Here is a 14,892-nt window from a genome sequence, read left to right on the forward strand (position 1 = left end):
CGGTAGCTACGTTCGGAACTGATAAGCGCTGAAAGCATCTAAGCGCGAAGCAGGCCTCGAGATGAGTTCTCACTAGACTTTTAAAGTCTCTGAAGGGCCGTTGAAGACTACAACGTTGATAGGCAAGATGTGGAAGCATAGCGATATGTTAAGCTAACTTGTACTAATTACCCGTGAGGCTTAACCATACAACGCCAAACGCGTTTTATAATTTACGTCCATGTAAATTACTAAAGCCGCACAAGTGCGTTAAAATCTGTTCCAGACAGATTTTTATGTGATAGTTTAAGCGCAGAAGTTAATAGAACTAAAGTAGATTTACTGACAGCTGTAAGCGATAAGCTTAAAGTTGTAAGAAGACAATTATCAGCCATTTTCCAAATTTTAATTAATTGGCTCAAAGAGCGAATTAATACCAAATTTGCTTGGTGACAATAGCGTTTTGGACCCACCTGACCCCATGCCGAACTCAGTAGTGAAACGAAACAGCGCCGATGATAGTGTAGCATTTGTTATGTGAAAGTAGGTCATCGCCAGGCTCCAAATTAAAGAAACCCGTTACAGCTATGTGACGGGTTTTTTGTATTCTAAGCCGTCACGTCAGCCGTCAGCCGCACAGCGTCAACCTAGACACCGTAGCGTGGGTTGAGTATCTGACACCCACGGATAAAAGAACGTCACGATTAAGCCAGAGCTTTTTCTTTCACATATTTAAATAAGCTTTAAAATAGTGCAATAAGAACTTTTCGTACTCATCGCTAAATTCTAGCGCTAATTATTTTGGTTTATGTACTAAATCACAGTAAGGAATTAAATGTCTGATTGTAGCTCTAAATCTAAGCTTATTGTTGATGACTTTATTGCATCGGTTTGCTATGAATATGTGGACATTTTATATCAAGACGATGATATTTTATTGATCAATAAACCCAGTGGTTTATTGAGCTTATCTGGTAAAAACCCAGCTAACTGGGATTCCGTGCATTATCGCCTAGTGCATGGGCAGCCAGGAATTACAGCTGCATTCCCAAGCGCTAAATTGCCGCATCGGTTAGATTATGGTACTTCAGGTATTATGATTGTAGGCCTTAACCCTGAATCAACTAAGCAGCTTAATAAGCAATTTCAAGCTGGGACAACTAAAAAGCACTATATAGCCATGTTGGATGGCTGGTTATTAAATGACGCAGGCCAAATAAACGCTGCCATAGCCAAAGATAAATTACTCTTCCCATTAGTAAAAATTTGTAATGAGACGGGGAAACCCGCAGTCAGTGACTACATCGTATTACAGCGCTTAACATCACCGCAGCGAACGTTAGTGCAATTTACCCCTGTGACGGGGCGTACACACCAACTACGTATTCACAGTCACAGCATTGGGCACCCAATTATTGGCTGTGATCTGTATAAAAACCAACATAGCCAACAACTGGCTGAGCGCTTACAATTACATGCCAGCGATCTGTTTTTTGTACACCCTCGAAGCTCCAAGCAAACGCACCTACATTGCCCACAGCCATTTTGATCGTAAGAATAGATGACCTAACTTTCATGCTTCTCCCCCTATAGCTTACTTTTTTGCCCATTTGACTTGAAGTTAACGAACTGCACCCCATATTAAGTGCATAACGCAGACACTTTGCAAATTGGAGATATATAAATGACTGCAGCACAAAAAGAAACATTAGGCTTTCAAACAGAAGTTAAACAACTATTAAACTTAATGATTCACTCACTTTATTCTAATAAAGAAATCTTCTTACGTGAGCTAGTGTCAAATGCCTCTGACGCGGCTGATAAGTTACGCTTTTTAGCACTGTCAAATGGTGATCTATACCAAGGTGACGCAGACTTACGCGTACGTATCAGTGCCGATAAAGAAAAAAATACCGTGACTATTTCAGATAACGGTATTGGTATGACTCGCGATGAAGTGATCAGCTCGCTAGGGACGATTGCTAAATCAGGTACGGCTGAATTTTTCAAAAACTTAACTGGCGACCAAAGCAAAGACTCGCAACTAATTGGTCAATTCGGTGTTGGTTTTTACTCTGCATTTATCGTTGCAGATCTTGTGACTGTTCGTACCCGCAAAGCTGGTGAAGAAAAAGGCGTTGAATGGCAATCACAGGGTGAGGGCGAATACACGCTAGAAGAAATTGAAAAAGCAGGCCGTGGGACTGAAATCACTTTACACCTTCGTGAAGATGAAAAAGAATTTGCTGATGAGTGGCGCCTACGTAGTATTGTCACTAAATACTCAGATCATATTTCTACACCAGTACAAATGTACAAAGCAGAAGTACCAGAGTCTGAAGGTGAAGATGGCGAGAAAATTCCAGCTGTCCCTGGTGAATGGGAAAGCATTAACCGCGCTACGGCACTGTGGACACGTGATAAATCCGAGCTATCTGATGACGAATACAAAGAGTTTTATAAGCATGTAAGCCATGATTGGGAAGATCCACTTAGCTGGGCTCACAATAAAGTTGAAGGTAAAACAGAATACACAAGCTTATTGTATATTCCTAAAAAAGCACCATTTGATTTATGGAATCGTGACCGCCAAAGTGGCTTAAAACTATATGTACAGCGCGTATTTGTAATGGACGACGCTGAGCAATTTATGCCTAGCTACTTACGTTTTGTGAAAGGTTTACTTGATTCAAACGATTTACCACTAAACGTATCGCGTGAAATCTTACAAGATAACAAAGTTACACAAGCAATCCGGAAGGGCTGTACGTCACGTACTTTAAAATTACTTGAGCGTATGGCAAAAAATAAAGCCGACGATTACCAAGTATTTTGGAATGAATTTGGTCAAGTGATCAAAGAAGGTCCTGCTGAAGATGCAGCGAACAAAGAAGCGATTGCTAAGTTACTGCGTTTCTCTTCAACACACACTGATGAAGAGGCACAAAATGTATCATTAGAGCAATATGTTGAGCGCATGAACGAAGGACAAGACGCGATTTACTACGTTGTTGCTGATTCATTCACTGCGGCGAAAAGCTCTCCACATTTAGAGATCTTCCGTAAGAAAGGTATCGAAGTATTATTGATGAGCGACCGTGTTGATGAGTGGATGATGAGCCACTTAACCGAGTTTGCTGAAAAACCATTTAAGTCTATTACCCGCGGTGATTTAGATTTAGGTAACTTAGATGATGAAGAGACTAAAAAAGCGCAAGAAGAGTCTGAAAAAGAAGTTGCTGGCTTAGTTGAGCGTATCAAAACAGCACTTGGCGACAATGTTAAAGATGTACGCTTTACGCATCGTTTGACTGATTCACCAGCCTGTGTTGTTGCTGATGATAACGACATGAGCTCACAGATGCAAAAGCTAATGGAGTCAGTTGGTCAAGCTGCCCCTGAAGCAAAACCAATTTTTGAGCTTAACCCTGAGCACCAACTTGTGAAGCATTTAAATGTTGAACAAGACGAAGATAAATTTGCTCAGTGGTCACATGTACTGCTTGACCAAGCCTTGCTTGCAGAGCGCGGTACATTAAAGGATCCAGCAGGTTTTGTGACTCGTCTAAATAAATTAATGCTAGATTTGAGCAAGTAGTTTCTAAAAGAGATTAGATAACTAAGTTAAAATCGTTAATGCCGCTTATGTCGAATGAGCGGCATTTTTTTGCTTAATAAAATCACCAAACAAGGTGTCGCGTTACTTTGACAAGCAAATATGGACTATCAAAATTTCAGTTAAGCTTATAAAATGCTACTTTCAACTAGAGTATAATTATATGCAGATGAGCTGGTGACGTGAATCCTATCTATTCACATGATATTGTGAAGTTTCATATTGAAAAGCTACGTGCCATGGGTGTAAATGCGCATGATCTTTATAATGATCTGGGGCTTAGTATCAATAGTATTATCGATTCTAAGCACTACTATGAGAAACATCGCTCGCAGTGCTACAAGTTCATTCAAACACTTCATGAGTGTGGTTATCAAAAATCACTTGAGATAACAGATGCAATGTCATCAGTGCAATTGCCATCGATTTTTAACTCTTACTTTCTTAACAGCGCGAACATACTCGATCTATTACGCAAAGTGGCTGTTTTTAGCAATGCCTGTTACCCATCTAATCAAGTGAATTGGTTAATAGAAAATAATTATGTTGTTTTTTATTTAAAACAAAACCGACTTGAACAGCAGTTTTGTAGTAGCCAAGGTTTCCTGACATATATCGCAAAGATGATTGATGAGTATACTGGACAAGATAAGGTGCCTTACGAGATTGGAGTTAATGCTGCATACTTGCCAAACTTTGAAGGGTTCTGCCTTAATGTTACTGATATTGTGCGATTTAAAGAATCAATATCGTATATTAAAATTCCTCTGCTACATGCCACGAAAAATTACCAGCATTATAATACGCGAATTGAGACCTACCTTGAGCAAACATTTAAGACTGCTTTTATCACACCTAGCAAAATGCAAACCCTCACTGCGCTTATAAGTGACGATCTTAATACTGTAATACAGCAAAATGGGGATAAACGGATTTTTAATATTGAGTTTACTTCCAGCAGGCACGGCGTAAGTAGAGCCTCGCTGTATCGCCAATTACAACAAGAGAATACTTCGTTTTCGCAGCTGGTTGAAAGTGTTCGTCATCGAGAGGCATCCGCGCTTATTATCTCTGGCCAATTGAGTATTACTGAAATTAGTGAACGATTGGGTTATGCAAATATTGCTGCGTTTAATCGTGCCTTTAAACGTTGGTATGGTCTCTCGCCAAAGCAATTTCGCCAGTTGGACTTTTTTTCAACCTCAGTTGATACCAAATGATAGTTATTCTGCTACGAAAGGATAAATCCCACCACTAAACAACTTGTTAACATTGATTCGCTAAACAACATCCAAGTTATACTCTTAGGAGAGTAGATAGTGAATCGACAACATTTAACACTTGGCTTCTTTTTAAACTGCGTTTGTACAACATACAAATCAAGTTATGGAGCGTAATCAAGTGACACACCAATTAAAAATACACAATAAAAAATTACTTTATGCAGGGATATTGAGTGCGTTGTTATCCGGTTGCGGTGGTGGCAATAACGATACCAATGCTAATGATAGCAGCAGTGTAACTGAGCCTGATTCAGTTCAAGCAATCCATCTAGGGTATGCGCTGTCTGATGATGCGGCAGATAAACGTGCGCAATCAATTTTAAAGCAAATGACTTTTGAGCAAAAAATTGCTGTTGTTCATGGTCATGGCTCGCCAGTTGGGCAATTGGGTTATATAGGTTTAAATTACCCACAAGTACCTGGTGCGATGGAAAAAGCAGTTGGCTTTATTCCAGCTATTAACGCCCTAGGCATTCCTGCTAACAATATGGTGGATGGTTCAAGTGGTGTTACTGCTGAAGGGCTTGAATCAACCTCGTTACCTGCCACGGTAGGCCTTGCCGCGACGTGGTCAAAAGATATCGCATATCGCTTTGGTAGTCGTATTGGCGCAGAAGCCCGTTTACTCGGTTTTACCACAGCCCTCGGTGGCGGAATAAACCTGATCAGGGACCCACGTACTGGTCGTGGCTTTGAATTTATGGGGGAAGATCCAATTTTGTCGGGCGAACTTGCTGCCAAGCGAACGATAGGCGTGCAAGAGCATAAAATTCAATCAACCATTAAGCATTTTGCATTTAATAATATGGAAACCAACCGCATGGTTAGTAATTCTATTATTGATGAGCAATCAATGCGTGAAACAGAGCTACTGGCGTTTGAAATCGCCATTACGCAAGGCCGTCCGGCTTATATCATGTGTGCATTTAACCAAGTCAATGGGCAATATGCTTGTGAAAACGATTACTTGCTAAATGATGTGTTAAAGGGGGAGTGGGGCTTTAAAGGCATGGTCATGTCTGATTGGGGCGCACAATCAAGTACGGTTGATGCGGCGTTAAATGGCTTAGATGAAGAGCAACCAGGGCAACATACTCAGTACACCGAAATCCCGCAGTTTATGGCACTCTATATGGGAGGACCTTGGTTTATTGATGATTTGGCTGAAGCCGTTAAGACGGGCAAAGTGCCAATGAGTCGATTAGACGACATGGTATTTCGTAAACTCAGAACCATGGCAGGTCTAGGCTTACTCGATGAGCCACCAAAAGAGCGTAGTAGCGTTAACGAGAGTGCTGGCGAAAAAGATGCAAAAGAATTTGCAGATGCCAGTATGGTGCTAATGAAAAATGAAGCGCCGGCTAATTTAGATACTCAAAAGCCGGTATTACCACTTGATAAAGCAACGGTTAAATCAATTGTATTAATTGGTGGTCATGCTGATAAAGGGGTTTTATCAGGCGGTGGTTCTGGTGGTGCTGCACCATTAATCGAAAACCAAGTTGATGAATGTGGTCAGTTACCTATTTCACCTTATCCAACCTGTCCTACTTATATTGGTGTAACCCCGCTTACAGCGATGGTCGAAGAGTTCCCTGACGCACAAATCACTTACTTAAACGGTGAAGATTTGGTTGCTGCAGAAAAAGCGGCCCGTGAAGCTGATGTAGCGATTGTTTTTGCTGCGGCCTGGTTTAATGAAGGTGTTGATAACAAAGATATGCGTTTAGCATCGCCGGATAATGATACCTCAGGCGTGTTTACTTATGATCAAGATAAGTTAATTGCAACCGTTGCCAAAAGTGCAAAACAATCTGTGGTGGTTCTTGAGACTGGCCAAGCCGTTGTTATGCCGTGGTTAGACGATGTTGATGCATTGCTCAATGCTTGGTACCCAGGTGTTGAAGGGGCTAATTCAATTGCAGATATTTTGTCAGGTGATGTTAATCCATCAGGTAAATTACCTATAACTTTTCCAAAAAGTGTTGATGACTTAGTGATGCCAGAAATGCCAGACAACCTTGGTGCAATCATTGGTGCACCTTCAATGATCAAAACACTGGCAGGCACAATAAAAAACATCATGGATAGTAATTTTGGCGAAGGTACCTATGACTATTTACGCTCAGTAAACTACAGCGAGAAACTAGCGTGGAATGGTTATAAATGGATGGATGCTAACAATATTGAACCATTGTTCCCATTTGGCCATGGCCTGTCTTATTCATCATTTGCTTACAGTGAATTACAGGCAAGTTATAGCGATGATGCAGTGACTTTAAGCTTTAGAATCGATAACAACAGCGCAGTTGGCGGCACTGAAATAGCGCAGGCTTATGTGTCATTACCTAGCAACGTCCCTGGTAATGTTCAGCCACCTAAGCGTTTAGCTGGTTGGTCACGCATTGAGCTGGAACCTTTTGAGATGAAACAAGTGACGATCTCAATACCTAAAAAGTACATAAGTACGTGGGACGCCGAACAAAGTCATCAATGGATCACCACACCAGGGAGATACACTTTCACTTTAAGTGACACCTCTGCGACAACAACATCAAGCAATACGCAAGTAACGTCGCTTGACATTAAGTAACACACATTTGAATTTAGGAAAATATTATGAAATTAGTTAAATCAGCCATTGCTTGTGCGTTGGTATTAAGTGGTGTATCTGCGGCAAATGCAGAAGACTTTTCAATGGATAAAGTAACCTTTTCGCCTTACGCGCGTGTAGTCGGTGGTCTGAACTATGTAGATAATAGTTTTAAAGCAGGCATCTCTGGTAATAAAGTAGAAGTTGCTTCTAATCAGTGGGGCACATCATATATAGGCTCATCTGTTAGCATCGACTTAGGCAATGACTTTGATGCGTTTACTAATTTAGAAATTGGTTTTGGTACGCTTAACGGACAAACAAATAAAGAAAATACCTTATTTAACCGTCAAGCTAATTTAGGGGTCAAACACCAAGAGTATGGTCAGTTGTCAGTGGGTACGCATTTAATGCCATCGCAAGATATCTTAGATATGGATCCAATGCAGTTCCAATCAATTGGTATCAATACCTTGGTTAATGGTGTGAATGATTTAACCGCTGAAAACTCTATTATGTATCGTTCTCCTGAACTTTATGGAGTGAGCTTTGCTTATTTACATAAGTTTGGTGGTGAAGTTGCCGATTCTGAACGCTCAAGTGCCAGTTCATTTTCTTTAGCCTATCGCAATGGTGGCTTTAAAGTACGCGGTATCTATCAAGAAAGTGCTGATGAATTTGGTCACTATACAGGTGGTGATTTCTATGGCTTAGGCACACAAGGGCAGTGGATCAATGCTAAAACACATATCATTGCTGCATCATACGAAACGGGCCCTGCTAAATTTACAGCAGGTTATCAGCATGTTGAGGCGCCAGACGCTGGCTACTTATTAAGCTACACCTTTGATGATGAAGCCGATATGGTATGGATTGGTACTAATTACGCTATCAGTAAAAAATTGACTGCTAATATTGCTGCTTATCAACTAGAGCAAGATTACAGTGGTAAGAAGTCGTCACTATACACTGTAGGGTTAAACTATGAAGTGAATAAGTATTTTACGCTTTATAGCACGCTAGGTTACATTCATAACAATGAAGTTGATGAGGCATTTGCCAGTGATGTGGGCGTCAACAACCATGCTTTATCATATAATGAAGTGGCATGTGAAGACGTTGCTAATTGTAACGGGGCAAGCCAACTAGGTGGATATACAGGCATTGTAATTAAACTTTAATTACAAGATTTGATAAGCCGCACTCCTATGGCGTGCGGCTTATTTGTATCTGTTTAAGTGAAAATGTCATTTATATCATCTAATTTAAGGCTGCATTATGCTAGGTAATAAAGCAAAAGGTGCTACGTCGCACAATTTTCGATTTGCATTAATTTCGTTAACATCATTGTTTTTTATGTGGGGGTTCTTAACTAGCCTCAACGATATTTTGATCCCGTATTTAAAAGGCATGTTTTCACTGAGCTTCACGCAAGCTATGTTGATTCAATTTTGCTTTTTTGGGGCGTATTTTATTGTATCGATACCTGCCGGGAAGCTAGTCAGTAAAATTGGTTTTCAATCAGGTATTGTTGTCGGTTTAGTGATCGCAGCAATAGGGTGTGCCTTATTTTTCCCTGCTGCTGAGTTTCACATCTATGGGGTGTTTTTGTTAGCGCTGTTTATATTAGCTAGCGGCATTACCATTTTACAGGTATCTGCAAACCCCTATGTTGGCGTCTTAGGGCCTGAAAAAACCGCATCTTCACGGCTTACATTGACTCAAGCATTTAATTCACTAGGCACTACGGTAGCACCTTTATTAGGTGGTTGGCTTATCTTAAGCAGTATTTCAGCGGCAACCGCAGAGCAAGTGAAAATGCCTTATTTGGCAATGTCTGTGACCCTGTTACTGATGGCATTTATTTTTTCACAGTTAGATTTACCAAAGCTTGGTAAAGAGCAAGATAATGATGTTAGTCACAGTGAAGCAAGTCATAAATTATCCTTTGCAAAGCACAAGCAACTATTTTTGGGAGCCTTAGGTATTTTTATGTATGTTGGGGCTGAAGTATCAATAGGGAGTTTCCTCGTAAGTTTTATTACTTTAGAGAGTGTCTCTGATATTCAGCCACAAACTGCTGGGCATTATATTAGCTTTTATTTTGCAGGAGCCATGATAGGGCGATTTATTGGTGCAGCGTTAATGCAGCGGATTGATGCCAGTAAAGTATTAGCTGTGCATGCTATTATTGCAATTGTACTCATTTGCTGCGCGGTGTTTGGCTCTGGCAGTTTAGCTATGTGGGCATTGCTGGCTGTTGGTTTATGTAACTCGATTATGTTCCCGACAATCTTTAGCTTATCGTTGCGAGGACTTGGCGATTTAACTTCAAAAGGGTCTGGCGTATTATGTTTGGCGATTGTCGGTGGTGCGGTGCTACCATTATTACAAGGGGCGCTTGCTGATAACTTTGGGGTGCAAAGTGCTATGGCTTTACCGATAGTGAGCTATCTTTATATAAGCTATTTTGCAAAACGCAGTAATTAAGGGTAAAGCCACTTAGGCCTTGCGTTAATATATTTTTGATTGGAACTTACATTTGCAAACACGCAGTCACTGGGCACTTACTTTGGTATTTTCGTTAGCGATGGGAGCTACGATCACGGTGCCAGTGCTGTTATTTTACGGTATTGGCCAGTTTAAGATCATGGACTTAGTCGGACAACAGCGTGCTTTAGAGATGTTTGCCCTATGCTTTGGCAGTGTTAGTGTTGCAATGATTGTTTTATCGCCATTACAGGGAGTCATTACCGATACTTCATTTGCAGGGCGCAAAAAGCGACGGCTATGGGCATTGCTTGGCAGTATATTTGGCAGCGTAAGTTTAGCGGCGTTTGCACAAGTAGACTCTATTCAGTGGTTATTCGTATTTTGGTTAGCCAGTGTGTTTTGTTATGGTATTTGTAGCTCATCACTGAGTGCTTTATTGGCTGATACTCTTAATAAAACTGGCTACAGTAAATCACCTGCTATGCTGGGTATTACCATTCCTGTTGTGATCATGTGTATTAGTATTGTTATATTTGCTCTGTTAGCGGATTCAACAATCGCCATTAAGTTAGTAGCGTTAATTGTGGTGCAGTTAACAGCAATCGTCACGGCTTTACTTTTTATTCCTCGGATTATTGGTGATGCACAGCATAGTCAAGAAGTTGTTTCTGTGCAGACGAAAACCCCATTTCAACGTGTGCAATCGTATCAACATTATCGTATCGTTTTGTTAAGTAAATTATTAATTAATTTAGCAATCTCTGGTACGTCCGTATTATCACTATTTTATGTGCAACGTTTAGCACTTAGCCAAACTGCAGTATTTGAACTCAATGCTATGTTAGCTATTGGTATTATTGTATTGGTTATTTCAGGCGCTGTAGCTATCCATTACAGTGAAAAATACGCTAAGCAAAAACCGTTTTTAATTCTGGGGGCAAGCTTATTTGCTACAGCTATGCTGGGTTATGCGTTTGCGGATAATCTTGTCCTTATTGTGATAAGCTCAGTGCTATCTCAAGCTGGACTAGGTATTATTCAGGCTATTGGTAATGCCTTAGTTTATCGTAGCTTGCCAACAAGTCGGCATTTTGCCCGAGATATTGCCATCATCGACAGCACTAAGCATTTAAGTTCGTCGTTAATACATTTTGCTGCGGCGGCAATTGTATTAGTGGGTGTGCAATTACTCGGCAATGATGGCTATGACTTTTACTTTATTTGTCTGGGCGTTATTACCTTACTTTATGCATGTGTGATCTGCTTTGTGCAAGAGCTTCCAGAAAAAAGCACTTAGTAGCCATCTTTTCCCTTCTGTGAGTAATCAATTGGTATAAGTTGCTTGAGTATCGGCGGCGCTTATGGAAGAATTCAGGCTTTAAAATAAATCATACTGATCTGCTGATTTTTCTTTTGATTAGTATCAACCGAGGACAATGATATGCGCATTATTCTTTTGGGCGCGCCGGGTGCAGGTAAAGGCACTCAAGCTCAGTTTTTGATGGACAAGTACGGTATTCCACAGATCTCTACTGGTGATATGTTACGTGCAGCAATTAAAGAAGGCACGCCACTGGGTCTTGAAGCAAAAAAAGTAATGGATGCAGGTCAGTTAATTTCTGATGACATCATCATTGGCCTTGTTAAAGAGCGTATTACTAAAGCGGATTGTGAGAAAGGCTTTTTACTAGATGGTTTCCCTCGTACCATTCCACAAGCTGATGCAATGAAAGAAAATGGCGTAGTTGTTGATCACGTTATTGAATTTGATGTTGCGGATGAAATTATAGTTGACCGTATGGGCGGACGTCGCGTTCATCCAGGTTCTGGTCGTGTTTACCACGTTGTTTACAATCCACCAAAAGTGGAAGGTAAAGACGATGTAACTGGTGAAGATTTAATTATCCGTGCTGATGACACTGAAGAAACAGTGCGTAAGCGTTTAGGCATTTACCATGAGCAAACAATGCCATTGGTTGATTATTACCAAGCAGAAGCGCAAGCGGGTAATACGCAATATCATAAATTAGATGGTACCCAAGCTGTTGAAGCTGTTAATCAACAACTTGCTGAATTATTAGGTTAATAATTCAATCAATAAAAAAACCGCCGATTGGCGGTTTTTTTATGTTTGCTATTTACTCATTGAGCAATAAATTATAATGCGCTTAATGCACTCAAAACAGGGTCATATTTTGGCTCTGTTGATAAATCTGCGACCAACTGTTTATAAACAATTTTATGGCTTGCATCTAATACGAACACGGCTCGGGTAAGCAGGCCCATATCTTTGATGATCAGACCATAGTTTTGACCAAAGTCACGCCATACTGAATCAGATAATGCAGTAATTTTATCTATGTTCTCGGCTTTGCAAAAACGCTTTTGTGCAAACGGTAAGTCAGCACTGATGGTGAGCATGGCTACATTTGGAAATTGCGATGCGACCTTTTCGTTAAAATGTTTGGTTTGAATACTACACACACCCGTATCTAGGCTTGGCACAACGCTGATTAAAATAGCCTTGCCTTGATAATCCGCTAGTGTGATTGGTGTAAATGAGCCATCAACTACTTTGAAATCAGGTGCTTTATCACCAAGTTTTACACCTTGTCCTAATAAAGTAATTGGTTTAGATTGTGCTGATACTTTGCCTGCATCAAGCGTGTTTTCGCTCATATCGGTGGCAAAAGCCATTGAACAAAAGGCACTTAAAGCAAAAGTGAGTGAACGAAGCATAAGGTATTTCCTTTAGAGTTAACGCAATTAGTCTGAGTGTATTATAATCACCTAAGTACACCAAGCGTTTAGTTCAATTTAAAATTGTAATACATGGTTACATTGATTAACATGAAGCAATGATACTGTTTGTACCTTACTAATAAAAATAAAAGCACATTGGCTACGGTATTTATTACCCAATGTAAGCGATCAGAGAGACACTATGCCAACATCGGTTCTAATTTGTGATGATTCTAAACTTGCGCGCCGTCAGTTAGCTCGTTCATTACCCGATGATTGGGATATTAAAGTTGAGTTTGCTGAAGATGGCGTACATTGTATTGAGCAAATTAAAGCGTTAAGCCCGGAAATATTATTCCTCGATTTAAATATGCCACAAATGGATGGCTACGAAGTACTGCAAGCAATTCAAAAACAAGATTTAAATGTATTAACTGTGGTGGTCTCGGGCGATATTCAGCCAAATGCTCATCAACGCGTTATAGAACTTGGCGCGATAGACTTTATTCAAAAACCCTGTGATGCGCAAAAGCTTGCAGATATTATCGAACATCATGGCATTAAAGATAAAGCCATGCGTGAACGGTTATCACACCGTTTAGGGGAGCAAGTTGACCCAGATGTGAGAGACATCTATCAAGAGCTAACCAATGTTGCTATGGGTCAGGCAGGGGACTTACTTGCCCGTTTACTGAATGTATTTGTAGAGTTGCCCATTCCGAATGTTAATATTCTTGAAGTAAACGAATTAGATATGGCCTTGCGTTCAATTGACGCTAATGCGACGACTTCTGGTGTCTGCCAAGGCTTTATTGGTGGTGGTGTTTCAGGTGAAGCATTGTTACTGCTGAATGACTCAAGCTTTAAAGAAATAGCGTCTTTGATGGATTATCAAGGTGAGCTTAACAATAAAGTTGAGCTGGAATTACTAATGGATATTAGTAATATTCTGATCGGCGCAATTTTAACGGGATTATCGCGACAATTAGATATGACGTTCAGTCAGGGTCACCCTGTAGTGCTTGGACAACATTGTGATGTATCTGACTTAGTGAAGGCGAATAAATCACGCTGGCAACGTACCTTAGCCATAGAAATTAGCTATGGTATTGAAGACCACAATATAAATTGTGATTTAATGCTGTTGTTTACTGAAGATTCACTAAAAACTTTGAAATACAAAGTTGCTTACCTACTAGAAGACTAACATTATGCCTGCTGCTGATTTTAATATGAATGAAATCCATTGGTTAATGGATATGTTTAACACCGTTGACATTGGTTTAGTGGTATTAGATAGGGATTATAAAGTGTGCATTTGGAATGGTTTTATGGAGAATCATTCTGGCATGCTCCCCAGCGCAGTAAAAGACAAAGATCTGTTTGATTTATTTCCATCAATAGACGAAAAATGGTTTCGCAGTAAGTCAGAGTCAGTGTTTATTTTAAAAAACCGCTCATTTACGATTTGGGAGCAACAGCCCTATATTTTTCGTTTTAAAAACTACCGACCCATTACCGGTAAAGCAGACCACATGTACCAAAACGCAACCTTTATTCCGCTGTCGAATACAATGGGTGAAGTAGGCCATATTTGTATCATAATTTATGATGTTACTGATGTCGCAGTTAATAAAAAAGAACTTGAAGAGGTTAACCGAAAGTTGGAACAAGTGAGCCAAACAGATGCGCTGACACAATTAGCAAATCGGGGTCACTGGGAAAACACCCTTCGCCAAGAGTTCTTGCGGATCAAACGCAGTGGCGGCTGCAGTACTTTATTGATGTTTGATATCGATCACTTTAAAAAAGTAAATGATGAATACGGTCATCGCTGTGGTGATGAAGCACTGCGTAACATTGCCGATTTATTGCGCAAAACATTACGTGAAACAGATATTGCAGGGCGCTACGGTGGTGAAGAGTTTGCAGTGACCTTATTAGACACAGATCGCCAAGGTGCTGAAATATTTGCAGAGCGGTTACGTAGCTTAATTGAAAATTCCTCTATCTATTTTGATAAACAGCAAATTAAACTGACCATTAGTATCGGTTTTGCTTGTTTTCAAGAGCGTTTTGAACGTCATGAAAAATGGATTGAAGCGGCGGATAAAGCACTGTATTTTTCAAAAGAAAATGGTAGAAACTGCATTACTGCCTACCAAGACTTAAACATATCTTAAGAC

Annotated in this window: 11 protein-coding genes and 2 rRNA genes; 12 read left to right on the top strand and 1 reads right to left on the bottom strand. The window is 40.2% G+C overall.

What is annotated here, in order from left to right; genetic code table 11:
- The 10 genes from A7968_RS07370 to adk form a co-directional block, all read left to right on the top strand.
- Positions 1-188 (top strand): 23S ribosomal RNA (locus tag A7968_RS07370); the annotation flags it as partial.
- 236 nt (positions 189-424) lie between these two features.
- A 5S ribosomal RNA gene (gene rrf / locus A7968_RS07375) occupies positions 425-539 on the top strand.
- Positions 540-814: 275 nt separating this feature from the next.
- Positions 815-1,528 carry an RluA family pseudouridine synthase gene (locus A7968_RS07380; protein ID WP_064665945.1) on the top strand — a complete coding sequence of 238 codons (714 nt, stop codon included), beginning with the start codon at positions 815-817 and terminating at the stop codon, positions 1,526-1,528.
- A 135-nt stretch (positions 1,529-1,663) separates the two neighbouring features.
- The gene (gene htpG / locus A7968_RS07385; RefSeq protein ID WP_064665946.1) at positions 1,664-3,577 is read left to right on the top strand and encodes a molecular chaperone HtpG; all 1,914 of its coding nucleotides are present in this window, start codon (positions 1,664-1,666) and stop codon (positions 3,575-3,577) included.
- A 200-nt stretch (positions 3,578-3,777) separates the two neighbouring features.
- The gene (locus A7968_RS07390) at positions 3,778-4,815 is read left to right on the top strand and encodes a helix-turn-helix transcriptional regulator (protein WP_064665947.1); all 1,038 of its coding nucleotides are present in this window, start codon (positions 3,778-3,780) and stop codon (positions 4,813-4,815) included.
- Positions 4,816-4,996: 181 nt separating this feature from the next.
- Positions 4,997-7,471 carry a glycoside hydrolase family 3 C-terminal domain-containing protein gene (locus tag A7968_RS07395; RefSeq protein WP_167542963.1) on the top strand — a complete coding sequence of 825 codons (2,475 nt, stop codon included), beginning with the start codon at positions 4,997-4,999 and terminating at the stop codon, positions 7,469-7,471.
- 26 nt (positions 7,472-7,497) lie between these two features.
- The gene (locus tag A7968_RS07400) at positions 7,498-8,652 is read left to right on the top strand and encodes a porin (RefSeq protein WP_064665949.1); all 1,155 of its coding nucleotides are present in this window, start codon (positions 7,498-7,500) and stop codon (positions 8,650-8,652) included.
- Positions 8,653-8,749: 97 nt separating this feature from the next.
- Complete coding sequence (locus A7968_RS07405) at positions 8,750-9,961, top strand: sugar MFS transporter (RefSeq protein ID WP_064665950.1); 1,212 nt, start codon at positions 8,750-8,752, stop codon at positions 9,959-9,961.
- A 52-nt stretch (positions 9,962-10,013) separates the two neighbouring features.
- Complete coding sequence (locus tag A7968_RS07410; protein WP_064665951.1) at positions 10,014-11,261, top strand: MFS transporter; 1,248 nt, start codon at positions 10,014-10,016, stop codon at positions 11,259-11,261.
- Between the two features lie 144 nt (positions 11,262-11,405).
- The gene (adk, locus tag A7968_RS07415; RefSeq protein ID WP_064665952.1) at positions 11,406-12,050 is read left to right on the top strand and encodes an adenylate kinase; all 645 of its coding nucleotides are present in this window, start codon (positions 11,406-11,408) and stop codon (positions 12,048-12,050) included.
- A gap of 71 nt (positions 12,051-12,121) precedes the next feature.
- On the opposite strand, the gene tpx is transcribed toward adk, so the two are convergent.
- Positions 12,122-12,703, bottom strand: coding sequence for a thiol peroxidase (tpx, locus tag A7968_RS07420; protein WP_064665953.1), 582 nt, complete (start codon positions 12,701-12,703; stop codon positions 12,122-12,124).
- Positions 12,704-12,908: 205 nt separating this feature from the next.
- Between tpx and A7968_RS07425 the strand changes: the two genes are divergently transcribed.
- Positions 12,909-13,913 (top strand): response regulator, encoded by a 1,005-nt coding sequence (locus tag A7968_RS07425; RefSeq protein ID WP_064665954.1) that lies wholly within the window; start codon positions 12,909-12,911, stop codon positions 13,911-13,913.
- Positions 13,914-13,917: 4 nt separating this feature from the next.
- A complete protein-coding gene (locus A7968_RS07430; RefSeq protein ID WP_064665955.1) occupies positions 13,918-14,889 on the top strand; it encodes a sensor domain-containing diguanylate cyclase in 972 nt (323 codons plus the stop codon).
- Positions 14,890-14,892 lie beyond the last annotated feature (3 nt).

The sequence above is a fragment of the Pseudoalteromonas prydzensis genome (assembly GCF_001661495.1).
Classification (GTDB): Bacteria; Pseudomonadota; Gammaproteobacteria; order Enterobacterales; family Alteromonadaceae; genus Pseudoalteromonas; species Pseudoalteromonas prydzensis.